This is a genomic window from Bacteroidota bacterium (assembly GCA_019637975.1).
Classification (GTDB): Bacteria; Bacteroidota; Ignavibacteria; order UBA10030; family UBA6906; genus CAADGV01.
The window spans coordinates 1-26552 of sequence record JAHBUR010000014.1 but is presented as its reverse complement, the minus strand read 5'-3'; the positions used below and the strand labels follow the sequence as shown (position 1 = coordinate 26552).

Below are 26552 nucleotides of genomic sequence, written 5' to 3'. Positions count from 1 at the left end.
GCACAAGAGGTCTGAGAAACGGGAATGTATTACGCAGGAGGAGTTATGAAAAGGAAGCCAGGTTTGGTGGTGGTGGCGTTTGTCGTGCTTACATCATTTGCAGCGGCACAAACTCCTCCCGCTCCCGACAATTCGACAAGAAGCATCGTCTTCGGCTCCGCTCTCAAGCCGGACACAACTGTGGTGATTACCGACGGTGATTTCGAAGAGCCGGTCTACCGTAATGCGTGGGGGCTGGATGTTCTTGTTTCGAATGACGGATTCGGCCTCGGAATGTTCTACAAACGTGAGTTCACGGAGGACCTTTCGGGCTTCGCCACGTTCTCCATCTCAGAATCAAAAGATGAACGCGAAGTGGAACAATACAATTACTTCTCCGGACAGAGTTTTACTCCCGGAAAGTTGCAGCGCTTTCTCGTTATGCCGCTAATGTTCGGGGTACAGCAAAGACTCTTCCGGGAGGAGATTGCCGACAACTTTCGCCCGTTCATCAATATCGGAGCAGGTCCGGCTATTGTTCTGTCGGCTCCATTTACAGAATTTAGAACCGTCGGAGGAGCCGTTCAATCGCAACAGGTCGAATTTTTCAAAAGTCTGGGAAAGGCACGAACCCATTACACTGCGGGAGGATTCATCGGTGTTGGGGCGAACTTCGGAAACGAGAAGGCGAATGTGTTTGGTGTGAATTTCCGGTACTATTTCACTTATATTTTTGGCGACGGGCTTCCCTCGTTGTACAAAGAACGAACTGCAGGTGAAGTGCTTGCTACCAAGAAGGATTTTGGCGGGTTCTTTATCACCCTGAATGTTGGAATGGCCTACTAATGGCGAAAGGCATCAGCACTTCCTAGGATCTCCCCTAAATCCGTCGAAGTACCAATGCCTTTCAGTAACTGCTGCGGTATCAATGTAGTATAATCCCATCCCCTCCGATGTGACATCAGTCACTTAGACGACTTTTCCGGAAAGAGGCACCTCCTGAGGAATCTGCCCGTGTGTGACTCCGCAATTTTGGCCAGTTTTTCAGGAGTACCCTGCCCCACAATCTCACCGCCGCCGCCGCCAGCCTCCGGCCCCAAATCAATAACATAGTCGGCACATTTGATGACGTCGAGATTGTGCTCAATAATCACGACCGAATGCCCTTGATCTATCAAGGCCGAGAAGCAGGTCAACAGTTTGGCAATGTCGTCAAAATGCAATCCGGTTGTCGGTTCATCAAAAATGAACAATGTGTGAGTTCCCCGTTGAGGAGCGGAAAGATGGGCAGCAAGCTTGATGCGCTGCGCTTCTCCGCCGGAAAGGGATGTCGCGGATTGGCCGAGCCTGATATAGCCCAGTCCCACATCCTCAAGAACCTTCAGTTTCCGGGCAACCTTCCTGCCTGTTGCATCTGCCGAAAAGAATTGAATCGCTTCTGTAACCGTCATCCCCAACACGTCGGTAATGTTCTTTCCGTGATAGTGCACATCAAGAACTTCCTGCTTGTACCGTGCCCCTTTGCATGAATCACAGATCAGATACAAATCGGCAAGGAACTGCATCTCGACTTTCACCACACCATCACCTTCACAAGCTTCACACCGTCCGCCCGGAACGTTGAACGAAAAGTGACCGGGCAAGAAGCCGTGAATCTTCGCTGCTTGCGTAGCGGCAAACAGATTTCTGATGTGATCAAAAATCTGGATATACGTAATCGGATTGGAACGGGGCGAGCGACCTATGGGAGATTGGTCAACCATCTCGACAGAACTGATGTGCTCGTGGCCGCGAATTGCCGAACACCGTCCCGTTTTCTCGGCGGGCTCTCCCTTCAATCGCTTCAGTCCCGAGTAAAGAACATCATGCACAAGCGTACTTTTGCCGCTGCCACTGACACCTGTAATGCAAACGAACATGTGCAACGGGATGGTGACATCTATTCCCTTCAGATTGTTTTCGGCCGCCCCTTCAATGATAACTGCGGCACTGTTCGGAAGCCTTCTGTTTCGAGGAACAGCGATTGATCGCTTGCCACTCAGGTATTTTCCTGTCAGAGATTTCTGATCAGTGACAATCTCTCCCGAAGGTCCGGCATAGACTATTTCACCACCGAACTCTCCGGCCTTTGGCCCCATATCGACAATGATGTCGCTCTCTCGCATCATATCGCTGTCATGCTCAACCACAAGCACTGTATTTCCGACATCACGAAGGGCTTTCAGGATATTGATGAGTCGTCCGTTATCGCGGGGATGAAGGCCAATGCTTGGTTCATCCAGAACGTACAATGCCCCAACAAGCGAAGAACCGAGCGAGGTGGCAAGATTGATCCGCTGCGATTCACCTCCTGAAAGTGTATTCGACAATCTGTCAAGGGTCAGATAGCCGATGCCCACCTCGTTGAGATACTTCAGCCTCCGATCCAGTTCTTCGAGAATTCGCTTTGCTATTTCCCGTTCAGTATGTGTGAGAGAAAGCGATGCGAAGAACTCTCCGGCTTCAGCGATAGTCATCCGGACAATGTCCGCAATTCCTTTTTCAGCCACTTTGATGTTCAAAGCTTCCTTGCGTAGTCGGGCTCCACCGCATGCCGCGCACGTTGTGTAACCTCTGTACCGGCTCAGCAGAACCCGGTAGTAGATCTTGTACGATTTCTTCTCGAGCATTTTGAAAAAGCCGTTAATGCCGTCAAAATCTCCGTGTCCCTCCATAACAAATTGCTGTTCAGTTTCCGAAAGATCGCTGAATGGAACATCGAGCCGTACACCGGCTTGTCGCGCGGCCGAGACCATTCGCCCCTCATTCTCTTTGAACTTCGGAGTTGACCACGGTTGAATCGCCCCTTCGCGCAGGGTCTTGCTTTTCATCGGAACGACCAACTCCATGTCAATCCCGATTGCCTTTCCAAATCCCTGGCATTCAGGGCATGCGCCAAACGGATTATTGAACGAAAACAACCGCGGGTCGGGTTCCTCGTATCTGATACGACAGTGAGAACACTCGAAATTCTGGGTGAACTTCAGCGTTTTGTTATTCTCCAAGAGAACCACCTCTGCGTTTCCGCCGCCGGATGCGAACGCAGTCTCGATCGAATCGGCAAGACGGTTGTTTTCCTCGCCGACAGTAAACATGACACGATCGACCAAGACCTGAACTTCAGCGGGCTTGATCTTCTTCGGTACCTCACTTTCGTTCAAATCCACAATCTCGTTCTTCACGACAACGCGAAAGAACCCCTCCTTTTTCAGATTGGAGAGGGCCTCATCTACTGTCTCATTGTGATGAATGGGAAGAGGAAACGTGATGTAGAGCTTGAGCGAAGAGGTTTGCACATCCCCTGCCTCCTGCGTCAGAGAATCGAGGATAGTCCGGACGGTATCTCTCGTCACCAGTCTGCCGCAATTATAACAGTAGGTCTTTCCTATGCGGGCAAATAGTACGCGGAGATAGTCATAGATTTCCGTCGTGGTTCCGACTGTTGAACGAGGATTGCGGGTATTTGTTTTCTGCTCGATCGCCATTGCCGGACTGATGCCCTGAATGAGATCAACATCAGGCTTATCCATCCGCTCAAGAAACTGGCGGGCATACGAAGAGAGACTTTCAACGTACCGGCGCTGGCCTTCGGCGTAAATTGTGTCGAACGCAAGACTCGATTTCCCTGAACCACTGACGCCCGTGACGACAATCAGTTTCTTTCGGGGAAGATCGAGGTTGACATTCTTGAGGTTGTGAACCCGCGCTCCGCGGATTACTATTGTATCTTTGTTGAATGCTGCCTGAGGAGAGGTGGCCCCGCCGTTTGAACGCTTTGCCATAGAATAGTCCGCCGAGAACGATTTAGTTGTCCAACAAACTAACGCAAAGGAGGCGGAAAATCAATTCACACCCAAGAGAGGTTTCAGTCTGACCGTAACGCTATTCAAGAAAACGCAAGAGCCTCTGCGACGTCTCGGCAGAGGCTCTGATGATGTGGTGATGATGCGACAGCTACTGCACGATTCCATCCAAGGTATAGTATGCGTTACCGTTCGGCCCGGCTACGGTAATGGAAACTGAAGTGGGAGTCGGACTATTGGAGATGTTCGGAGTTCCATCACTCAACCGGAAGCTGAAATCCGTACTGCCGGCCCCCCGGAAGATCACGTCGTTGAGTACAATTGTTCCTTGATTCCCGAAAGCAAGTTGAACCTGGTTCACAGGCGTATTCGGATCCGGTGGCGGCGGCACACTCGCGGTAACCGTAATTGTTGTCCCTGCTGCAAGCGGGTTACCGTTGAAGTCGGAGACGCTGAACGTGAAGTCCTGCGACCCGCCATTCGCGATGTTGAACGTAAGCGGTGTAATGTTCCTGATTTCAGAATGCGCACTCCACAACACCAGGATGCTGTCTTCCACGGGAACACCACCTTGTCCGATGGTCCGGGCGGCAAGATAATGGTAACCGTTTCCGTACGGTTGCGCTGCATATTGACCTGCCGGGAACGGATTGCCGCTGATAAGATCGGCAGATCCCAATCCATCAATATTCGTAAACACAGTCGGCTGAATAACGCCGGCGTTTGTCCGGAAATACACGGCGGTGTTCATAACCACAGGGTTCGAATACCTGTCGCCGACAATAACGCTGATTTTGTTTCGATTACCGGCAATACCCCACGTCGGGAAATTGTATCGCTCGGCTGCAATAGTAAAATGAGCTTGATCGGCAAAGCCGGCGTTGATGACGATACGAACCGGTGATGACGTAATAAGCCGACCCGCAACATTTGCCGTTGCCACCACCTGTACAACTCCCGAGCGTGTGCCACTGTTGAACGCAATAAACGCCCGCCCGACTGCATTCGTTGTGATTGTTGTCGGAGAGAGATATTCGCCGCCGTTCGGTCCGCCCTGAAGGCTGAAGTTGATTTGTACCGCATGCGCCGCGTCAACGGGAAGGCCGAGAGAATCACGAGCCTCGAAACCTAATACGGCTGTTTCCTGACCTCCTACACCGTACACAGAAACCTGCATGGGGTCGGCGCCGAGAAATGCAAACGTTTGTGCAAGGCCGCTCGTGCTGCCACCTCCGCCAATCACTTGTGACTTCGGATTCAGATCGATATCGCGCAACACTGCTTCGTTGGGTTTCACTGAAAGGGAAATATCAATTGTATCACGGTATCCTGTGACGTTGCGGATCGAGATTTTTGCCGTCATCGCGCTGTCAACATTGAAGCGAAGTTCAAAACGACCCTGGTCATCCGTTGTTGCCTGCGCGGTCACTGTTGTTCCGGCCTTGCCTTCTACGAGAACCCCGCTTAGCGGCATCCGGTTCTTTGCATCTTTGACGAAGCCGGATACGACCGCAACGCCGGCGCTGGGCCCCGTATCATCATTGCTGCATGCATTCAAGACAAACGCGAGAGCCAGTGCTGCACCCATTCCAAAGAGAACTCTTCTCATTGCTTAACGTCCCTCCTTCCTTGCTCCGGTTACATGGTCAACCTGCCGCTGAACGCCATCCTGCCATCGCTGATACACACCATCTTCCTGAACTTTTTGCGCAACACGTTCCTGAAGCGTCGGAACAAGTTCCGCTTTGAGGAGAATAATCAATTCCTTCTTGCGTACCTCGTCTTTGTTGTAACCGAAAAGATACCGCAACCCGAATACGTACCAAGGCAGGTCCTTTAATAGAGGAATGCCGAGCCGTGTTTCCTGTACTTCATTGTTGTACAAACCGCCGATGATTGTCTCTTCCCCGTCGAGAAGAAGGACGTTGGTATTTGCCTTTGTTTTATTGATGATGGTACTTCCCTGGGAAGGCACCAACGAACTTCGCTCGACATCAACTTGAATGTGAATGAAGTTGACACCCGATTCCGAGATCACCTGCGGATGCACATCGATAATGGTGCCTGTGCTGTAAAACTTATCGAGGAGATTTCCTGAGAAATCACGTTCCTTGATCGAGAAATCCTGCCCGACCTGGATTCTTCCCTTTTCACCAGAACGGACAATCAGTTGCGGACCGGAGAGAACCTCCCCCAGATCGTACGCCGAAAATACTTGTGCCACGGCATTGATGTTGGCAAACGAGATTTTCGGAGTCACGTCCATCTTAAACAAATCAGACGACACATTGTCCGCCGCCTTGAACTGCGAGTTGACTGAGACATCCTTGTTGCTCTTCATGAAGCTCCAGTTGACGCCGACTTCTTCGAGTTTCGTCAGAGATACTTCAAAAAACACAGCGGAGATTTTGATTTCCCGACTCTTGATGTTCGCTATTTCCTTCTGCATTTCTGCACTGACCGGCATCATTGTTCCGGCCGCGCCATCCCGTCCTTTTCCTTCACCGTTACCCAGCGCAACAATCTGGAAATAGCCCGTGTATTCGTCGTACCACAAATTGTTCTTGCGGCAGATCGTTTCAAGGGCGATCCTCCATTGCATTCCTGTGATATCCACGCCCACCGGATCATTGCGGCGTTCCGGATCAATGATGATTTTTCCGGTGAATTTCTTGCTCACTTCGCTGATGGCACTGAACGCCTTGTCGAGCGAAGCTGTTGGTGCTATCGACACCAGCTCATCGGGCGAGATGTACTCTTTCAGCGCCCGGCGTTCCACGGGATTCAGTGGCTGGGCTGATGCAGGCACGATGCAAGCAACGAACAGCGCAATTGCGATTATGACGGTTGGTGTTTTCATGCTCCCCTCAAGGCTTTTTATTCAAGAAATCCGGTTGTTGACCCAACGCTGCCTGTTGTCCCGCAGCATATCGTATCTTTAATTCCACTTTTTCAATAATGCCTCCCTTGTTCAGGGTGCATTCGATTTTTCCTTCTTCCGGCAGAAGCTTCGTTACATAGCCAAGATATACTTCATCTCCCCACTGCAAGGTTCTGAAGTTGTTGTTCTGATCGAAGACAAATGCTTTGCCCGGAATAACAGCCTTCAAATCCGAACGCTCGATCTCAACAAGATTCGTTTTGTTCGGAGGCAAGAGGGCGGTAATTACCGGCAGGAACGGATCTTGCGACAAGTAGGGAGGAGTATCTTCGCGTCCCGAATTCGGTTTTGCCAATTCCGGAATTGCCGCGTAGAACGCGTGTACCGTCATTTCAAAAGTTACCAGAATATCGCCCGCTGTTTTTTCATTCTCTGCAATTTCGAGCCCCTTCATATTCAACGTGTTGATCTTGAACAGCTTGCGTCCGTTCTCAATATGCCAGAGGAATTTGTAGAGATTAGCGTACGGTCCTTCGCCGCGCAAGTTGTACACGTTGAAACCATAGTTGTCTTTCATCTGCGGGCCCTGGTATATCATGTTCAATTTCAGGCCGCCGCTTCGTTCAATGAGATTACTGAAATATTCGTACGTCTTGCCGGTAATGTCTTCCGGCGGAATTTCCTTGCTTCGACTTTCCCATCGAGCCTTCGTATCCTCAACAGTTGCGCTGAGTTCGTTATATTCATTGATGAGACCCGGGGTATTGCTCAATTCCTCCTCGATCTTTTCGATTTCCGCAGCCAAGGCTTTCGACTCCTTGGGAAGGTGATACGCCCGCACGAATGTACCAACGCCCATGATGAGCAGCAGCAATACACCAAGCACTATACTATTTCGGACTTTGTATGACACGCCTTACTCCTTTCCCCGTCGCCTATTGTTTCGTGTTCATGATGGACGGAACCTCTATCTTGTAGCGGTACACCGTTTCACCCCTGATTTCCTCGGTTGAAACCTCTTTCAGCAGCGCCTGTTCGAACATGGCGGAAAGACGCGGAATGCGTGATCGGTTCACGGCAAAGCCGTTGAGCGTTACCTCGCCGCTTTCCGGCACAATGAACTCGTTCAGCCAGATCGAGTTCAGATCTTCTACGCCGTGACTTAAATGGGAAAACGCTTTGCTGAATTTGTCTGCCCCCGGCACCAGCGAATCATACAATGCCATCGATGCGTTGTACTTTCCAAGCTGGTCACGCAAGCTGCTGATCGAGTTCATCAAGGTTGTGTTTTCGCTGATCTGGGCCGACTTGACGTCGAGAAGAGACTTGAGTTCGTTGATTTCCTGCCGTTTCTGCTGAATCTGCGTTGTGAAGAAGAGTGTAGAACCGAAAATGGCGGCAAGTAACAGATAGCCGTGCCATGACAGTTTGAAAACACGCTGACCTTCACGAACAGAATCCGGAAGCAAGTTTGTGCGGTAGAACGCTTTGTTCGAGCTATCAAGGAACTTCCACGCAACGCCAATGGCAACAGCATACTCGGACACTGCTTCCTGCTGATCAGGCGGCAACTGGCTGACATCAAGATTCGGCGTTAACAGGTAGTCAACTTCCTGATCGGGCAGCATCTGGTGCAAAAATTCCTTGAACCCTATCCGTCGACTTTCACCCGCAAGAATGATCTTGCTGACACGCTGAATGTTCAAGTTATCTTGCTCGAGTAACAATCTGCTGTACACCGTGTTCGGCAGGTTCGACGAGTCGTACCCTTCGCTGAGAATCGGGGCAAACTGGTAGAAGTTCGTTCCGTGCATAAAAATCAGGCGCGTGAACTCGGCTCCGACATAAATAATCACCGACACCTCATCGGGCTGAAGATCATAATTCGATCTCACCATATTCATGAGAGCAATGTCAGAGCTGTCGATACCGGAAATATTCGGGACCCTATTCCCCAAAAATCCCTTAATGCTATCGAGGTGATTTATAAGCGAGAGGCCATCTTCGCGTACAACACACAACAGGTTCCCGTCTTCCGTCGGAATGGCATCTACGGCATCGGGAGTGGGCTGGAAGGTTCGAACATTCTTCAATTCATCAATAATCCGCAGCTTCAGGTTCTTTCCCTTCAGGCCGAAGTTACTGTCCAATGCATGATAGTAAATGGATGGCTCCGAGATTCCGTAGGCAAGCGAGTAGCTTTTCGGTTTGTATTGGGACAGCAATCCTAACAGAATGGCATTGTTGTCTTCGCCGCCGGCAATGGCAGCTTGCTCGGTCGAATCAAGTTCAGGAAGCCGGAAAGGATCCCTGTCATCGGCCGTCTGACTCATCGTCGCTTCCGCCGTTTTTCTTTCTTCCAGCTTGGAAATAAGCGTTGCCGAACGCAACTCCTGAACGACCACCTTGCCCCGTTTTTGTGCGACACGGGCAAGCTTGATGTCGAGGCCGTCAACAAACAGGCCTATCATTGACTTGCCGCCTACCATAGCCATAGCGACTGTTCCCTTGTTATTCGGTGGTGACTATTATTGTTCATATGGCCATAACTCCCGCTTGTTTCAATCGCCGATTGCATTCGCATTGAGGATTTGTTGCAATCGTCGTTTGTTATTCGCATTAACCATCGCAGTCTCGAGAGAGATTCTCTTCTGCAGATACAATCGCTTCAAATCCTGTTCCAAAGTTATCATGCCGATATCTGCCGATTCTGCCATCATTTGGTAGATCTCCCCGGTATTGTTGTTTTTGATGGCTGCCCGAACAGAGGGGATCATCAGCATGATTTCTTTGGCCAATGTGAGTTTGCCATCCAATGTCGGCACGAGCTTCTGGGAAAGTACGCAACTTAGCGTATCCGCCAATCGGAGCCGAACCCGTTCTTGTTCAATCGGCGGCACTTCACCGATGACGCGGTCAATCGTCTCAATCGCGGATGCCGTATGCAATGTGGAGAACACTTTGTGTCCGCTATCGGTGATTTCCAGCGCAGTGAAAATCGTATCGGGATCGCGCATTTCCCCGATAACGATAATGTCGGGATCCTGACGCAATGCCTGTATTGCTCCTTCCTTGAATGACAGCACATCGCGCCCCACTTCACGGTGGCGAACGATGCACCGGTCGGGCTTGTGCACGTATTCAATCGGCGACGAAATGATGACAATATGCGCATCAACCGAGTGATTGTTCGCGTCAATGATGCTATCAAGGGTTGAGCTTTTGCCGGACCCCGTAATGCCGGTAACCAGCGTAAGGCCGTGTGATGAATGAGCAAGGCTCAGCGCCTTTGTGACATTCGAGTGGAATTCAAGGTTCTTGTACGGACGGACTGTTGCATTGATCGCCCGCATGTTCAACGCAAGCTGATCCAAATCGAAATAGGCATCGGCACGGAAGCGGAACATGGAATCATCCTGCATCACCGTGTACGAAAAATCAAGATTGCGATTTTCATACAGGAACAACCGCTGCCGCTCAATGAGTATGGACTGAATCAGCAGGCTTGCTTCATCCGGTGTAAGCACGGGAAGCTCTCTGTCCGGCTTCTTATCGCCGTAGGTACGGTACCAGAAATGACCTGTTGTGCCAAAACCTCCGATATCGATGTCGGACGCGTTGAGTTTCTGCATCCGAAGAAGAACCACATCCATCAGCTTTCGCATTGCAGTTCGCTCGGCAGGCGAGGCTTTGCTCGCGAGATCGCCGATAATCATCTGGCGTTCCACGCCCGGCGCCGTCGGTGGAATTGTGGAAGCGAGTTCTCGAAGTGTATGTACGGCAATATCAATCATCTTCGCTCTGCACGTATTGTCGTTGGGTTAGTCATCAGTTGTCACCGCGGCAATTTCTTCAAGCGTACACACGCCGCTCTTTATTCGTTCGATACCGGACTTCCGCAATGTCCACATTCCGTCTTTGACAGCCTGCGTACGTATCTGTTCTTCATCAACTTCCGCCCCCGACTTGACGATGATATTGCGAATGGTTTTTGTAAAATACAGCGCTTCGTGAATTGCCGCCCTACCCTTGTAGCCCCCGTTGCATTTGTCGCAACCCACCGCCTCGAAGAGTACATGATTGTCAAGATCCTCTTCCGTGAAACCGAACTTCATATACACCTCACGGTCCAGTTCATCCGGGAGAATCGGACGTTTGCAGAATTTGCAGAGGGTTCGTATGAGACGCTGTGCAACAATCACATTGATCGCATAGGCAATGAGAAATGGCTCAATCCCCATCTTGTACAATCGTGATACGGCACTCGGCGCATCGTTCGTGTGCAGCGTTGAGAATGTCAAGTGCCCCGTATTTGCCAGCTTGATGGCAATTTCGGCAGTCGTCTTGTCTCGCATTTCCCCGACAAGCACAATATCAGGATCATGACGCAGGATGCCGCGGATGGCGCTATCAAAATTCATTTTGGGCCCGATCTTCAATTGCCGGGCTCCGCGAATAATGTACTCTACAGGCTCCTCGACGGTAAGAACATTCACAGTCGGGTCGATAACTGCGTGCAGAGCGGCAACCAGCGTCGTGCTTTTTCCGCTTCCAGTCGGGCCGGTAAGGATCACGATGCCCTGCGGCTTGTTAATTGCCTTTTGGAAGAAATCCATCGTCGGCCCCTGAAGACCGAGCTTGTTCAGATCGGTAATCACCTTCCGATCATCGAGAACACGAATAACAATACTCTCGTATTTGTGCTTGAACTCCGTACCGACCATCGGCATGATGGAAACGCGAAAGCGGATCATGTGATCATCAATCGACCGCTGGATGAAACCATCCTGCGATGCTTCGCGTTCGAACCGGTCAATATTCTTTGAGCGATCCTTCACAACTGCCGCAATAGCTTCAGGCAACGTACTCTCCTGGGCGTGCCATAGTTGCAGATTGCCATCCACGCGGAACCAGAACTCCGTACGGTTCCCACCTTTCGGAACAATGTGAATATCGCTTACGCCCTGCCGCACGGCCTCGACAAGGGCTCCTTCGACAAGATTGACAAGCGCGCTTTTGCTGATTTCCGCCTCGAGCGCTTCCTCGTCAACGGCACCTTCGTCTTCCTTGACGTCAATACCGGCATCGGCGTTGGTTTCCAGGAGACGAAGAAACTCGTTCTCAACCGGAACAACCTGTTCCATGAGTTTTTCAAGCGCGCCGAGGCGGCAATACGCCACTTCGTACTTCTTCGCGTTGAAATTCCGTGAGATTAGCGGAATGCGCCTGTCGGTGGGATCGGCAGCAAGTATAACCAGCTTGTCTGTCTGGCGTTCATCGTACTTGAGAGGCAACATCTTTGCCTCAAGCAACATTGTCCGTGCCGATTCGGGCAGGGATTCGATAAGCTTGCGGATAAACTCGATTCTTGGCTTATCGAGCAGTTCGTCTTCCAGGGAGATTTCGCGGAATGCGTAAAGGTCGGCTACCTCCTTAAATACCGAGTCGTGTTCAACGTTGAATTCATTGACAAGAATCTGACCCAGATTTCTTCGGTTCCGTTTGCTCTCGGCTTCCTTGACTTTCAGGGACTTTTCAAGGGTCTCGTAGTCAATGATGCCTTTCTTCAGTAGTGTGAAGCCAATCTTGTCAGTAATATCAACCGTTGCCATTGCTCTTCTCTTATGGGGAATCGAGAATCACCGATTCACGTCCTGCCGTGTTCTGAACTGTACTGTACTACTGCGCCCAATGCCGGATTTTTCGGACGCACCGTTGCCGTTTCGGACGAGACAATTGTGAGTGCCGTAAGAACGACCATAATGATCATCGAGATGATGACCTGGATATAGTCGATCGCATTTCGCATTTTGTACGATGTCTCTTTCTCATAATACTCGGCCAGCTGCAACGCTGTGTGTTTCACGGTACCGGTCTCGGCACCCGAATGGAACCGCGAAAGAGCGGTCTTGGTAAACACACCGCTCGCTTCAAACGCTTCCATAATACCTGCCCCCTTCTGGGTCATCATCGGCAGAGCAACGGTTTTGATCTGATGTTCCATAAACTTGTTGCCGCATGCTTCCGCGGCCATGCGAATTACCTCAATGTTCTCGCCGGCCCCGCTGTACAACGCGTAGAACACACGGCAGAATATCTCTATGCTGCTCTTGTGCATCAGCGAACCGATAATGGGCACTCTCCAGATATACTTGTCGAGAATAAATCTCCCCTTTTCGGTCGAGAAGTATTTTACTGCGAAAATACTCGGTATCAGCGTGCCGAGCGTGATGAGGCCCATGTTTTCAACCAGGAAGTCGCTCATTGCCATCGTCGCCGCAGTCATGGGCGGCAGTTCAATCCCGAACTTGCGGAACAACCCTGCCGTTGCCGGAAAGATGTAGCCGACGTAATACACCACCGCGCCAAACAGAACTACCAGCGTCACCATCGGCATAATGAGGGCACTTTTGAGATTTTTCTTGAACTCTGCCTGACGTTCAAGAAATTTTGCCGTGCTTTCATAAATATCGGCCATGTTGCCGCTTTTTGAGGCAAGGCCGAGCATGTGCGCCGTGAAACGGCCAAGAACGGCTTCGTGCTTGACGAAGGCCCGCTCGCTGTCTTTTCCTTGCTTCAGTTCGGCATTGATATCCTTCAGCGTTTCGCGCAATGTTTTGTTTTGGATATCGTTGACAAGCAGTTGCATTATTTCATTGAAGGGAAGCTTCTGCCTGATCAGGTCGGCGCTGACGCGTACAAATGTCACGATTTCCGCAGACGGGGGCTTTGGCCTGAAGTCAAACAAACGCTTCTGAACCCGAATGACGCGGTACCCCATTTTTTGCAGAGCTTCTTCGACTTCTCCTTTGGTGAAGGCTTTTTGTTCTCCGGAGATCGGCTTCTCCGTCCCGCGTTGAACCCGGTAAACCCATGTTGCGCGCGGCACCACATTCAGCAGCTTGAATTTGCGCTGGCCGGCCATGACCGCGGCTTTTTGTTTTGCTGCTTTGAGCGAGTCTGCTTCAAATACTCCCTGAAGCGGCTTTCCGTCTCCGGTGACACCTTCTATTCTGAATTCAGGCATTGTATCTCTCGTTCACTCAGGTTTGTTCATACTGATAAAAGCAGGCTCTCCCCTTGTCTCCGTTGCAAGTCTCACTAAGTCCCCCACATAGCAAAACACAATCGGAAAACAGAGAGAGCCGCCTGCATTACTTTGTGTTTCAGGCCTTGCTCGTTTCCTTACTTGTCATCCACCGGAAACGCTAATTCAGCGTTTCCAAGAAAACACTATCCGGCCAAATCGTTATCCGTACTTCAACGGGAGCCGACCTGTCGTTTCCGTTATTGAATCCCGTTCCCGTGATACTGACAAACGGGTCACTTCCGCTCGCAGGATCAGGCGCAAGCACGTATGTGCCGTTCGAATTCGTTTCATTCTTCGTTATGTGTTTGAAGGACAATCCGTTGAACGAATGAGCACCGCCTCCCAACACCAAGGGTTTGCGATAGTATTTCTGTGCCCGCACCGCAAAGTTCGCAAGATCATTCGAAATCGAGTCGCGGTTTGTGGACGCCGCCTGATCCTTGAACATATCCATGCCCACAGCAACCATGATGCCGATCAGAACGACGCCCACCACAATCAATAATAGTTGCTGCGAACCCATATCAACCCTTTTCTACTCTTGACTATCGAGCGCCTTCGGCACATGTGAAATCGCCTGTACGCACGCCCGAACTGTTACATCTATTAACGACCCGGGCCTCCATTGCTGGAAGCCCGCAGAATGTTCGGCGTTAGTTAGCCTGCGAAACATATGTGCTGTCGGCAAAAACACTCATCGTAATGCTGATGGGATTACCATCCACTCCCTTCTCGACACCCGTACCCTGCAACACAACAGTTGTTGTTGTACCGGCTGTCGTAATTGCATATGAACCGTTCGCGTTTGCCGACTTTGAGGTCAACTTTGCGAGACCGGCTGCATTGGCTGTCAGGCCGACGAACGAATTGCCACCGCCGCCAAGCGCTTGCGGGCGACGATAGAATTGCTGTGCACGTGACGCAAGATTCACAAGGTCGTTTGTGACTGCATCGCGGTTAGCGGACACGGCGTTGTCCTGGAACATTGTGATACCGACTGCAACGGCGATACCGACGACGATCACGCCAAGAATGATCAGAAGAAGTTGTTGCTGGCCCATGGTATATCTCCCCTTTGATTGTTAGTTGTGGATTATGGTTGTTGGTTTGAAAACTTGCTTCAGGTTGTTCTTTCGTTTCTGTTGACTATGGTTCTTTCAACGGTTATGCCAGAATTCCATGTTGACGATTCGCCCCAAAATATGCGGCAATACCATCATCTCACCGCAGCATGAGGAAATTTTGACTTCTCTTGAGTCAGTTTTTCCATTACAAACTTTCAATCCCTCGTTGTTGCGTTTACGACTTCGTCGATACTGCTCACGCCCTGTTTCGCCAATTCTAATCCTGATTGTCGCAACGTTCGCATGCCATGTTTGATTGCTGTACGCTGAATCGCATCCAAATCAATTTTTTCACCGCTGTCGATGATGATTTCCCGGATTTCCGGAGAAATATACAGCGTTTCGTGTATGGCACTGCGTCCTTTGAATCCCCCGACGCAATGCGGGCAGCCGACCGGCTCGAAGAACACCGTGTTCAGTATATCTGCCTCCTCAAATCCGTATTTCACAAGCATTGTGTGATTCAACTCGTTCTTGTGTACCGGTCGTTTGCATTTTTCGCACAGTTTGCGGACAAGACGCTGCGCGACAACAATATTCAGCGCTTGTGCAATCAGGAACGGTTCGACACCGATCTTGAATAATCGTGATACCACACTGGCCGCATCGTTTGTGTGCAGCGTGGAAAATGTCAGGTGGCCGGTATTTGCCAATTTGATGGCGATATCAGCAGTTGCGCGATCGCGAATTTCACCCACCATGATGATATCGGGATCGTGACGGAGAATGGCCCTGATAGCGTCGTCGAACGAGAGCTTGTGGTTGAGCTTTACCTGGCGTGCACCTTCAATCAAATACTCCACCGGATCTTCAACCGTTATTGTGCAAACGGACGGGTTCATTACCGACCGGAGAGCCGCGACAAGTGTCGTGCTTTTTCCGCTTCCCGTTGGTCCGGTGAGAATGACAATGCCGTGAGGCTTGTTGATTGCCTCGCGGAACATCTCGAGCGAGTACGGATCCAACCCGATGGATTCGAGCGAAACCGATGCATGGGCATCTTTCAGAATTCGGATGACCATAGATTCAAATTTTCCCGCCATTTCCTTGGAAATAATGGGAAGAACAGACATGCGGAAGCGGACTACCTGATCGTCTACCACCTTCTGTGCCTGACCGTCCTGAGCGGCCATTCTCTCGAAACGGTCAAGGCCGAGGCCGCGTCCCTTCACAACGGCAACGACTGCTTCAGCCCGGGTATCTTCAACAGTGTACCATGTTGTTAGCTCCCCGTCGATGCGGAAGCTAATTTCGGTTTTGCGGGAACCCTTCGGCACTATGTGAATATCGCTCGCACCGATACGCACGGCATCAGTGAATATATTGTTCACCAGATTGATGAGTTGGCTGCTGTCAATTTCGCGTTCGAGGGCGCTATCGAGTTCCGAATCATTCTCCTCGAACATCCCGTTGCCGGCCGAGGCTGCCCCCAACGAGGTTGTGCTCTTTGACTGTGATACTTGTTGCCAGAATTCATCCCAATCTGCCTCTTTCATGTAGCAAATTTCGTGTTTGGCGTAGGGAAAGGCTCGGGCGGCCTCACTCACTTCCCTGTCCGTCGGATTGGGTGTCACAACCAACAACTTGTCCGGCTGGCCCTCGGCAGTTTCGAAGGGAAGCACTTTGTGCCTCATAACAACACGATATGCCGGCGGCGCCAAGCCTTCAACTAGTTTCAAAATGGTTTGATTATCGAGCCTTCGCAGACTCCTTTCCTTGCTGTCAATAATCCGGAACGAGTAGAACTGCGCAAGTTCCCTGGCCAACACATCCTTGGAAACCTCATACTCTTCGGCCAGAATATCGACCATGCGGCGTTTTTCGTTTCCTTTTTGTTCCTGGATATGATCGGATACGTCGCCCGCAATCTTCTCTGAAATGATCCGGTTCCGAACGAGATGATCGAGAAACGCAGAGGCGTAACGACGCTTGGCAGGAGCAGCACCGTCTGCTCTATTCTCTCTATATGTCTGATCCGGCAAGGACATTCGTGTTCTATTCCGTTAGTGATGATTCGATCTGATCGAGAACTTCAATGACCTTACTTATCGGGGTCATCTTGCTGATAAAGAAATCAATTGAGGAATCCTCAATTGCTTCCTGCGTATAGGGATCGTCGTACCCGGACATGAAAATGAAGGGTACTTTTCTATCCCCCATCAACTCCCGAACGTAGCTGTGAAACCGTATTCCATCCAATGTCGGCATAAAAATATCGGAGATGATGACATCAACCGACTCTTCTTCAAGAAACTCACGCGCTTGTTTTCCGTCCCGTGCAATCAACGGGGTATGGCCCTGCCCTTCTATTAAATCCTGCATCACGAGCAAGAAATCATCATTGTCATCAGCAAGCAGAATTTTCATGGCTCTCTTTGGTTCGTTTTGAGTTTTTATCCGGATGTCATAATCGGTTTTAGTTGAGACAAAGGTTACGCCAAAAAATCCGGGTGGATAAATGGCTTGGAAAGGGAAGTTGAGACTGAAGGGGGGAAAAATCTACTGTTCGTTTGAAAATCTTACAAAGGCAGGCATGAGAGCCACCGCCGGCATACATGATTCTGTGTATGCAGGAAAAGTGAGGAAGTCATGATGCTGCAGGGTGTTGGTGGACAGCAATACGACAGGACGTGCTATGCTTCTTCTTTCGCCCGTTGCTCGGCCAGCAATTCGCGTACTTGCGGAAGGTTCTGTTTGTTGACGAGAACGAGAATCGTATCTCCCGATTCCAGCACAGTACCGCCGCTGGGAACCAGGAATTCTTCATTGCGGATAATCAACACGATCAGGCTGTCATTCGGCATTCCCAATTCCACGATAGTTCTTCCGACAGCCGATGAATTGTACGGAACCATCAAATCAACCAATTCGGTATTTGACTCCCGCGGGGCATCAAACTCAAGCGGGTAGTTCGGAGTTCTTTCGAGCGGGGCGTCCACTTTGAGGATGCGTGCAAGCAAAGGAATGGACCATCCCTGCAACAATGTTGATGTGAGAACGATGAAGAAGACGAGATTAAACATGAGTTCGGCCCTCGGCAGGCCCGCCAGAAGCGGAAATGTTGCCAGAATAATCGGCACAGCACCACGCAACCCTACCCACGAAACAAGCGCTTTTTCGTTCCATCGAAATTTCGTGAATGCAAGCGAGAGGAATACGCTGACCGGCCGTGCAACAAACATCAGCACAGCGGAAGCCAGTAATCCAATTCCCACCACACTGACAACGTGAGACGGAAACACAAGCAATCCCAGCGTGAGAAACATACCCACCTGGCTCAACCATGCAAAGCCGTCGAAGAATCTGAGAAGACTCCTTTTCTGAATGATCTCAGAGTTGCCGACAACGAGACCCGCAGCGTACACAGCAAGAAATCCGCTGCCGTTGATGACAGCCGTAATCCCGAAAATAAACACTGCAAACGCAAGTGCAAAAACGGGGTAGAAGCCCTGGTAGGAAAACTTCAGGCGATTCAGCAGAAAAACCATCGCTTTGCCAAGACCGAACCCCAACACCGCGCCAAAACCCATTTGATAGAAGAAGAGTACAATGAAGTCGACGGTGGTTTCTATTTGAGATGTGAGAACCTGAATCAGCCCGAGCGTCAGGAATACCGCCATCGGGTCGTTGCTTCCCGATTCGAACTCGAGCAGCGGTTTCAGGTTTCCGCGCAAACTGACGTTCCGCGACCGTAGCAAGGAAAATACTGCAGCCGCATCGGTGGAGGAAACAACGGCGCCGAACAGAAGACCTTCAAGCAGTGAGAATCCGAACGTATACGAAACAAACACCCCGACCAGCAATGCCGTGGTAAGCACTCCGACCGTCGCAAGAATTCCCGCCTCGCGAAGCACAGGACGAACGGACGACCATTTCGTGTCCAAACCGCCCGCAAACAGTATAAGAACCAATGCAATCGTCCCAATCGAACGTGCCAACCCGACATCGCTGAACTCGATTCCGCCCAATCCTTCGGAGCCGGCAAGCATGCCCACCACAAGAAAGAGCAGCAATGTCGGAACGCCGAAATTGTCGGAGATCTTGGCAATCGCCAGACTGATGAGTATCAGGCCCGAACTCACAAGAAGGATATATTCAAAACTGATCACAAAAGGGTGCCGGGTTACGCTTCAATTGGAAAGGAAGAGGTTCATTCTCCGGACGGATGTTCAGCCGGATTGCATTGGTCACAGACTCACTCAAGAATATATCAAGACATCAGATAAAAACAAGACACAATCCGTCGAGGCCGCAAAAAAATCTGTTGGTATTCTGATTCAGAAAATTTTTCTATATTGAATTCCAAACGACAATACTCCCGTCCGAACACAAGCTACTATGCGCGATATTTCCCGAAAGACAACAACGCTCAGAACTGCGGTCGCTTCGGCACGGCTGCATCTCAGCCCCCGAACAATCGATCTCATCCACCAGAATAGAATCCCGAAAGGAAACCCGCTTGAAGTGGCAAAAGTGGCCGCAATACAAGCGGCTAAGAATACCAGCGGGATCATCCCGTATTGCCACCCCCTTCCCATCGACTTTGCGGGCGTTGAATACGCCTTCGGCGAAAACTGGATTGACGTCTCGGCAACGGTGAAGGCTATCTATAAAACCGGTGTTGAGATGGAGGCGCTTACGGCAGCATCAGTTGCCGCCCTGACAATGTATGATATGTTGAAGATGCTTGATGAGGAAATGTCGATTGGCGAGATTCGCCTTCTCAAGAAGACCGGGGGCAAATCGGAGTACCGTCTTCCTGCATCAAAGACATTTCGTGCCGCGGTTCTGGTTATGTCGGATTCGATTGCAGATGGGAAAGGCGCTGACCGTTCCGGAAATGTGATAGTTGAACGATTGAAAACGGAGGGATTCGAGATTGCGGATTATTCAGTGATTCCCGACGAAAAGGCAACGATTGTTGAAAAGCTGAAACACTACGCCGACAATTTGAAAGCCGATCTTGTTGTAACAACCGGCGGAACAGGGCTCAGTCCCCGTGATATCACACCGGAGGCAACCCGGGAAGTGATTGACCGTGAAGCCCCTGGAGTTGCAGAAGCAATACGAATGTACGGACAAGCACGTTTCCCTCTCGCAATGCTTTCCCGTGCCTGCTCGGGTTTACGCGGGAAAACGTTGATCGTCACTCTGCCCGGATCACCCGGCGCCGTCACGGACGGCCTCGATGCACTGTTTCCTGCCATCCTTCATGCTTTCGCAATGATCGAAGGAAAGGGGCACTGAAAGCATGATCGATTTCGGGGAAGCGCTGAAACTCGTTTCCGACAATTGCCGGAGGCTTCCTCTCGTGCGAATCCCCGTACCGAAATCGTTGGGATATACATTGGCGGAATCGATTCGAGCAAATACGCCGTTGCCACGCTTTGACGCCTCGGCAGTTGACGGCTTTGCGGTACGCTCGTCCGATCTTGCCAACGCATCCCGTAGAAATGAAGCCTGCCTTCAACTCACCGATACACTTGCAGCAGGCGACACTCGCATCGTGAACCTGAAAAAGGGAACGACCATCAGAATTCTCACCGGCGCGCAGATCCCCGCCGGAGCCGATACAGTTATCATGCAGGAACACGTAAGGGTGGAGAATGACCTGGTCTACTTTTCGACACGGGCAGACACCGGTGGCAACATCAGGTTTGCCGGAGACGAGTTCAAGAAAGGTGAAGTTGTCCTTGAAAGCGGTACACTTATCACTCCGCCGGTTGTAGCCCTGCTTGCAACGCTCGGCAGAAAGCACGTTCGTGTGCGCAGGAAGCCTCGCGTTGCGTTAATCGTCACGGGTAACGAACTGCAGCCTCCCGGAACCCGGTTGCGGCGCGGCAACATCCACGACTCTAATACCCCCGGACTTCTTGCAGCTATGCGCGCAATGGGCATTGACTCCGTCCGGACATTCCGCACGCGTGACAACCCACAGCAGATCGAGCAAGCGTTCAAACAGGGGGTAGCCGATGCAGACATCGTTGTCTCGTCGGGCGGCGTTTCCGTCGGGTCAAGCGATTTCGTGAAAGAAGTGTTGGCAGATCTTCATGTGAGAAGCATTTTCTGGAGAATTGCAATCAAGCCGGGCAAGCCAATTTTTTTTGGAAAAAAGAAAAGCACGCTGATATTCGGGCTGCCGGGAAATCCGGTTGCGGCGCTGCTTGGATTCCAACTCCTCATCAAGCCGGCTCTTTTACAGATGATGGGAATGAATGATGCCGGCATGTTCGTTCTATCGGCACGTCTCTCTCATGACTTGAAGAAAAAGCGAGGACGAATGGAATTTGTGAGGGGAACGCTCTCTCATGATTCCAAAGGAACCTTGCATGTGGCACCGACTCGGGGACAGGATTCACATATGGTTGGCGGACTTGCAAACGCTGACTGTCTGATTCACTTTCCGAAAGAATGTAAGCAACTTTCGGCAGGCGATGCCGTCAAGATTTCATTGTTGAAATGGGGGGTTCAGTGAAACATCGTGGTTGTTCCCTCTAACAATTCAGAAGGCTGCCCCGAAACCGGGAGAAGCTCCGTCATCTGACTTTGCGGGATTATCAGAACAAGCTCAATATGCCGGCATCTACAAACCTCGTTCTGAGGATTTGTATGGAGTTCATTTCCTGTATTTGGAAATGAACTCCTCCACTTCGGGCACGCCGCCCTGGAAAATCAGGTAGCCGTTGCTCGGCTCGCGTTCGGTGATTTCACCGGCGACCGGGGTGAGCATGATCTCTTTCACCTTCTCCAAATCATTCGTCTGTCCCAACGCCCATCCTAATTTCATGTAAGCGACTTCCGGAAGCATGTTGGCAGTTGGAACGACGCCCAGATCCATCATGTCACGACCCGTGTCGTACACATACATCTGCACATAGCCCCACAACGTCTGCACCGTCATGTACACGGCGATGTTCTTCTCCTGCGCCCGCTTTAGTGCGGGATACAGCGGTTTGTTGACATGGCCGAGTCCTGTACCCGCAATGATGATTCCCTTATAGTTGTTTTCGATCAGCGAGTCGAGAATGTCAGGGCGCATGTTGGGATAGTAGTACACAATGGCGACCATCTCTTCAAACGCAGCATTCAAAATCACGTCCGTATCCGAACGGCGACGCTTGTAATCCGTGCGAAGCGGTTTGATGAACTCCCTGCCCACCATCGCAATCGGGATGTCCCCGATTGTGCGGAACGTCGAACGATAGCTCGAATGCATCTTGCGGACACGCGTGCCGCGATGCAGCAGGCCGTATTCATCCGATGTCGGGCCGAACATGCAGACCATCACCTCGGCGATGTCGCTTTCTGCCGCAGTCTTCACGCTGTGCATCAGGTTCAGCGCTGCGTCCGAGGAAGGCCGGTCACTTGAACGCTGCGAGCCGACCATCACAATCGGTACCGGGGAATTCTGAACCATGAACGAAAGTATCGCCGCCGTGTGGTGCATCGTGTCCGTCCCATGCCCGATCACAATGCCGTGCGCGCCTTTCCTGATTTCCCGCGCAATGGCTTCGGCGGTTCCTTTCCATTGTTCGGGGCCCATGTTCTCACTGAAGACGCCGTACAGCTTCTCGGTTTCAAGATTGCAGATGTCGGCAAGTTCGGGAACCGAGCCGTACAACTCACCCGGAGAGAATGCGGGAATCACGGCGCCGGTTCTGTAATCGAGCCTGCTGGCAATCGTTCCTCCCGTTCCCAACAACTTGACGTTGGGCTTCTTCGGATCGTACGGAAACGCTTTCTCCGGAATCTTGTAATGGGCTTCCTTTCTTCCGGAGATGGTGATGGAACGAATCCGCTTTGCCGCAATACCAATGTTGTACCCTACACGAAGTTTGAGAACAACATGATGAGGATCTGCAGTTTCCGAACGGGGAAGAATGATGCCCTTGAATGTGCCCGTGTCGGTTGCTATCTCAACATCACTCCAGATGGGCGCATCAAAGTTCTTGAGCGTGTCGAGGGCTTCGCCGCGGTACCCTTTGTACAGTTCGTTTGAGTTCATCAGCGTGCCTCCCGCTGCACGTATTCACGAACAGTTGAGCCTTCAACTCTTCCCCGCAATCTGTTCATAACTAATCCCATGACAATCTCGTCCCTTTTTTCTGCATGATGAATTGTGATGCCACCAAGTCCCGCGACTGTTTCTTCAACAACCTTCGCAAGTTCATCAATCGGACAAGGCACAGGGAGGAGTGATTCCTCAAACGATCCGTTGCGCACAGCCTGTTTCATAATGTCATAAAGTCCATCTCTCGCAACTCTCCCCTCTTTGTATGCTTTCACGATCCGTTTGATCATCAGTTCATCAACGATCCTATTATCAAGACCCTCTCTCTTCAGTCTCTTCTGAAATTGAATAAGCAGAGTCGCTGCAAGCTTGGGGAGGATGTTCCACTCGCCCGTCAACGTGTCAAACAATCCCGCAAAGCGTGAAACTGAAAGCGATTGCACAAGATCCTCGGGAACACCGAGTCTCCTATAGCGATCCTCCCTCTTCCAGAAATCGAGAGGAAGCGCGGCACGAATTCGTTCGCGCCGCTCATCTGTTATTCGCTTCGGCGGGAGATCGGTATCGGGATACATCCGGTCGGCGCCGGGAAGAATTCGTTCAAATCCATTCGTTCCGTCACGGAGCGCCTGTCGTGTTTCCGAAGGAATGCCGATCGTTGCCTCCTTTGCACGAATAGTGATTTCCTGTGCACCCGTTGCGGCATCCTGTTCGCTTCCCCAAACAAGGACAAGCGTATCATCTTCCGTTGCGCCAACAGCTTTCTTGATCGATTGCCATTCCGCCGTTGCAAGCGACTCGCTCGGACTGTCGGAGTGGAGAATGTTGGGGAGAGTTGTAAGACATGCTATCACCCGGACTCTGTCCGAGATTTCTTTTGAGAAGAATGTATCGGTTTGTGTTTGCCAGCGAAGCAAATCCCTGAAGCCGCGAAGCACCACGCAGTTCACAATCATGCCGCTGGCGAGGGCATTCTCCAACGGCAGGTATCGTGTTTTCTTCAGCAATTTTGTGACGGATTCGGTCGAAGCCTGGAATGCATCCGCCGTGATGCCGCGACGGTGAAGTTCGTCACGTAAGCGAAGCAAATTCCACTGCCGCATCGCTTCATTGTATGTGAGGAGGGGAATATGAGGAATGCGCGGAACACCTTTGATTTCCACCCGCGTTCCGCCCGTGACACTCACATTCACATCCTGCCGCGCCGCGCCAATGCCTGTCCGAACCATCCCGGTACTGCGCGCCATCCAGCGGCACAACTCGGCCACCTCGGCCACCTCGTACGGCGTTTTCATGTCCGGCCCCGTTACTGTTTCAATCAACGGCATACCGAGCCGGTCGGTCAGATACACGCGTTGATGGCCGATATCGCTCACCTCACGACAAGAATCTTCTTCAATCGACATTTGCACAACACGCACCTCACGACCCTTGAAAGGAATTATGCCGTTGAGGGAAAAGATCGCCGTGCGCTGGAAACCCGTCGGGATGCTGCCGTCAAGATATTGCTTGCGGGCAATATGAAGTTCATCTACCAGCTCGCATCCGTACATCATGCCGATGCCGAGAGCAATATCCAGTGCCTCTTCGTTGATTTGAAACGGCGGCGTGTCGTCCATCTCGTACGTGCAAACGGTATCACGATTGATCCGGTAGATGATGTTCTTTTTCGTTTTGAATTCCATCAACGCCGTCCCGTCGTACTCGCCCAACTCCGACAATGTCGGGCGCATGTGGCGGAGAATTTCGGCGTCGTAATGATCGCTGTAGCGGCCGGCGGGACAGCGACAAAACAATTTCTTTGATGTCAGAAGTTGTTGATGGATTTCGAGACCGGACGTGAATCCGACGGCGGCATAATCGGACGCCGTCATGTCATGAAATGGCTTGAAAAGGAAATCGTACATGATTATGAAGTGCTATGAGAATCAACAGGTTCAATGAGAAAGGCCGGAAATACGGGGGGATGCTCGCAAAGCCCGCATGTATTCTACGGACTTTTCGGGTGGGGTGCAATGCGGGATTGTGTCGGTGAAGGAGGGATGGGATGACGTTGAAGTGTCGCCGTCACCGACTTCTTGCTAATGAGATCACGGCAGGTTAGCGGTCATGTCCACTGCGCACTCTGCGCTTCACTTCTTCCCACGATAGTGCCGAGACAGTGTTCTTCTAAAGATTGGCTTTGCGGCGGGCTAATTCCTGCTTCTGCCATTCGTGGACGGGAATAGCCCCGGAGTTTCCCGCAAGGTCATCCCAGAGGTCTTCAACGAGTTGGAGTTTTTCGGCAGGGGTAAGATCAAAGACAGATGAAGAGCTCATGCTACCTCCCAAGCTATTTCAGAATCCAACAAAGCCTTTCGATTTCTTGACCTAGAATACGGATTCCATTTCGAAAAGGCAATGCACTTCTCTCGCGCGATGTTTTCCTCGCATGACGGTGGAACCGTCACGCTGGCCCAACAAAATCCCGATGAATCGGGATCAGAGTTTTGTCTTCTTTTTCATCCCCCCCCCAACTTCTGCAGCGCCTTAAGCGGCGTCATTTTCGCTTTGTATGAAGATGGAGATTGTTGAGTTACTCAATTCGTCTCACCGCAGCAGAAGCGTGAAGGTGTACCTGACGTCGGGGTTTGGGTTTTGAGGATGGATGGCTTTCCTGTCTACCGTTTGAATCTCCGTCGTATTGCCAATATAGTCAGCGTGGAGAAAGTGGCGATAAGCGCATATTCGGGGATTTGGACAATTCGAGTGCAAATGGAAGGCAAGTAGACCGCGGAAATGTCCTTTGCTGGAAAGACACTGAGCAAGTTATATGTCAGCGCATCAAGATAGTCGGACCAGAGTTTTGATACCGTAGGGAAGGAAAATGCAAGGTCATAGTTGATCTGAGGTTTCTCAAAACCTGTAAGTAATGTCAGAGCGGCGAATATGAGAACGGTGAAGAGCAGTGACAATATGCCGTTAAGCCAAAAGAGACCATATCCACTCGTCAACCTATACAAGGCCCTCCAAGAAAAGCATCTTGTCACAAGATTCCGAGGGTGGAGCCGGAGCATTTCCATTTCACGGAAATAGAATTCATCGGCTGGTCCAAAGAAGCGATTGTTGTCGAAATTCTGTTTGAGATCTCGATAGGCATTTTGGACAAGATTGAATTCGTGCTCATCGATTTTCAGGTTTTGATTGCTGCGCTGTTGTTGCTCCAACAAAACTTGATCATATAAAATGATCCGTTCTCGTCCTGCAATACTCGTTTTTGCCTTTCTCCAGTTGACAGAAGTGACTCTTAGATCTTGCAGATCGGTGCCGCGGAACTCAACGTTTTCAAAGTTCACGTATCTAAAGGTGAACTCCTTGGGTTCACGAATCGAGATGTACTTGAATTGGACATGTCCCTTAAACAACAAATTCGTTGATGAGTCTCGCGACCCTTCGAAGATAGTTGCATTCTTAAAAACCGCATGGTTGAATTTAGTTTCAGCCTCGAAAGTGCATCTCGAAAAAGTGGTTTTCTCAGCTTCAAAACGACTACCAAGAAATGAAGCACCTTTCTTGAACGTACAGTCAACAAACCGTGTCTCGCTTCCTACGAATGTGCACTCGGAAAAGTCCACATTCTCCTCGA

General features: G+C 50.9%; 19 protein-coding genes and 1 pseudogene. 3 read left to right on the top strand and 17 right to left on the bottom strand.

What is annotated here, in order from left to right:
* Positions 1-45: 45 nt before the first annotated feature.
* Positions 46-825, top strand: a complete 780-nt coding sequence (locus KF749_09575) for a hypothetical protein (protein ID MBX2991407.1) — start codon at positions 46-48, stop codon at positions 823-825.
* Positions 826-944: 119 nt separating this feature from the next.
* Here the strand turns inward: KF749_09575 and uvrA are convergent, their stop codons facing one another.
* The 13 genes from uvrA to KF749_09510 form a co-directional block, all read right to left on the bottom strand.
* Positions 945-3800, bottom strand: a complete 2856-nt coding sequence (gene uvrA / locus KF749_09570; protein MBX2991406.1) for an excinuclease ABC subunit UvrA — start codon at positions 3798-3800, stop codon at positions 945-947.
* A gap of 172 nt (positions 3801-3972) precedes the next feature.
* Positions 3973-5430 carry a hypothetical protein gene (locus KF749_09565; GenBank protein MBX2991405.1) on the bottom strand — a complete coding sequence of 486 codons (1458 nt, stop codon included), beginning with the start codon at positions 5428-5430 and terminating at the stop codon, positions 3973-3975.
* A 3-nt stretch (positions 5431-5433) separates the two neighbouring features.
* A complete protein-coding gene (locus tag KF749_09560) occupies positions 5434-6681 on the bottom strand; it encodes a type II and III secretion system protein (GenBank protein ID MBX2991404.1) in 1248 nt (415 codons plus the stop codon).
* A 7-nt stretch (positions 6682-6688) separates the two neighbouring features.
* Positions 6689-7615 (bottom strand): hypothetical protein, encoded by a 927-nt coding sequence (locus tag KF749_09555; protein MBX2991403.1) that lies wholly within the window; start codon positions 7613-7615, stop codon positions 6689-6691.
* 22 nt (positions 7616-7637) lie between these two features.
* On the bottom strand, positions 7638-9197 hold the full coding sequence (locus KF749_09550) for a hypothetical protein (protein MBX2991402.1): 1560 nt from the start codon (positions 9195-9197) through the stop codon (positions 7638-7640).
* A 66-nt stretch (positions 9198-9263) separates the two neighbouring features.
* Positions 9264-10496, bottom strand: a complete 1233-nt coding sequence (gene tadA / locus KF749_09545) for a Flp pilus assembly complex ATPase component TadA (protein MBX2991401.1) — start codon at positions 10494-10496, stop codon at positions 9264-9266.
* Between the two features lie 27 nt (positions 10497-10523).
* Entirely contained in the window at positions 10524-12314 is a 1791-nt protein-coding gene (locus KF749_09540) for a type II/IV secretion system protein (GenBank protein MBX2991400.1), read from the bottom strand.
* Between the two features lie 35 nt (positions 12315-12349).
* On the bottom strand, positions 12350-13729 hold the full coding sequence (locus tag KF749_09535) for a type II secretion system F family protein (GenBank protein MBX2991399.1): 1380 nt from the start codon (positions 13727-13729) through the stop codon (positions 12350-12352).
* Between the two features lie 181 nt (positions 13730-13910).
* Positions 13911-14315: a hypothetical protein gene (locus KF749_09530; protein ID MBX2991398.1), complete on the bottom strand. Its 405-nt coding sequence runs from the start codon at positions 14313-14315 to the stop codon at positions 13911-13913.
* Positions 14316-14445: 130 nt separating this feature from the next.
* Positions 14446-14853 (bottom strand): hypothetical protein, encoded by a 408-nt coding sequence (locus KF749_09525; GenBank protein MBX2991397.1) that lies wholly within the window; start codon positions 14851-14853, stop codon positions 14446-14448.
* 218 nt (positions 14854-15071) lie between these two features.
* Positions 15072-16898, bottom strand: coding sequence for a type II/IV secretion system protein (locus tag KF749_09520; GenBank protein MBX2991396.1), 1827 nt, complete (start codon positions 16896-16898; stop codon positions 15072-15074).
* A 13-nt stretch (positions 16899-16911) separates the two neighbouring features.
* The gene (locus tag KF749_09515; protein ID MBX2991395.1) at positions 16912-17283 is read right to left on the bottom strand and encodes a response regulator; all 372 of its coding nucleotides are present in this window, start codon (positions 17281-17283) and stop codon (positions 16912-16914) included.
* 266 nt (positions 17284-17549) lie between these two features.
* Complete coding sequence (locus tag KF749_09510; protein MBX2991394.1) at positions 17550-19025, bottom strand: potassium/proton antiporter; 1476 nt, start codon at positions 19023-19025, stop codon at positions 17550-17552.
* Between the two features lie 229 nt (positions 19026-19254).
* On the opposite strand from KF749_09510, the gene moaCB reads away from it, so the two are divergent.
* Together moaCB and KF749_09500 are read left to right on the top strand one after the other, a co-directional pair.
* Entirely contained in the window at positions 19255-20163 is a 909-nt protein-coding gene (gene moaCB / locus KF749_09505; GenBank protein ID MBX2991393.1) for a bifunctional molybdenum cofactor biosynthesis protein MoaC/MoaB, read from the top strand.
* A 4-nt stretch (positions 20164-20167) separates the two neighbouring features.
* On the top strand, positions 20168-21391 hold the full coding sequence (locus KF749_09500) for a molybdopterin molybdotransferase MoeA (protein ID MBX2991392.1): 1224 nt from the start codon (positions 20168-20170) through the stop codon (positions 21389-21391).
* 141 nt (positions 21392-21532) lie between these two features.
* Here KF749_09500 and gatD read toward each other — a convergent pair whose 3' ends face one another.
* The 4 genes and pseudogenes from gatD to KF749_09480 form a co-directional block, all read right to left on the bottom strand.
* Positions 21533-22921: a Glu-tRNA(Gln) amidotransferase subunit GatD gene (gene gatD / locus KF749_09495; protein MBX2991391.1), complete on the bottom strand. Its 1389-nt coding sequence runs from the start codon at positions 22919-22921 to the stop codon at positions 21533-21535.
* Entirely contained in the window at positions 22921-24834 is a 1914-nt protein-coding gene (gene gatE, locus KF749_09490) for a Glu-tRNA(Gln) amidotransferase subunit GatE (GenBank protein ID MBX2991390.1), read from the bottom strand. The genes gatD and gatE overlap by 1 nt, the downstream gene beginning before the upstream one ends.
* 193 nt (positions 24835-25027) lie before the next feature.
* Positions 25028-25246: pseudogene (locus KF749_09485) on the bottom strand (addiction module protein).
* Positions 25247-25587: 341 nt separating this feature from the next.
* Positions 25588-26552 (bottom strand): pentapeptide repeat-containing protein (locus tag KF749_09480; protein ID MBX2991389.1); only part of this gene is annotated, 965 nt, incomplete at its 5' end.